The sequence below is a fragment of the Nocardiopsis lucentensis DSM 44048 genome, assembly GCF_000341125.1.
Taxonomy (GTDB): Bacteria; Actinomycetota; Actinomycetes; order Streptosporangiales; family Streptosporangiaceae; genus Nocardiopsis; species Nocardiopsis lucentensis.
This window is the reverse complement of the sequence record NZ_ANBC01000235.1, coordinates 1-272: the sequence shown is the minus strand read 5'-3', so window position 1 is coordinate 272 and position 272 is coordinate 1. Positions and strand designations below refer to the sequence as shown.

1 protein-coding gene is annotated in these 272 nt (G+C 79.0%); it reads right to left on the bottom strand.

Annotated features, from left to right (window positions below; genetic code table 11):
• Positions 1–272, bottom strand: a 272-nt coding sequence (locus D471_RS40070) for a hypothetical protein (protein ID WP_040688837.1), incomplete at both ends; no start/stop codon positions are given.

The following is a 272-nucleotide window of genomic DNA, read 5'->3' as shown; positions in this document are numbered from 1 at the left end:
TACCGGTGTCGCCCTCAGGCGCGGCCCGGTCGGTACCGGTGTCGGTCACGGCCCGGTCGGTACCGTCCTGCGCGGTCGGAGAGGCGGCGCCCTCCTCCGCGAGCACGCCCGCGAGGCTGCGGTTGGCACGGGGGTCGAGGGCCGGAGCGGGGCTCCCGTCGGGCTCCGGGGCAGTGGTGCGCTGAGCGCCGCCGCGCCGTCGGGCCAGCGCGGCGGCCTCGGCCTCCTCCAGGTCCGCGGCCGTACGGCGCGGAACGGATGTCGCGTCGGAC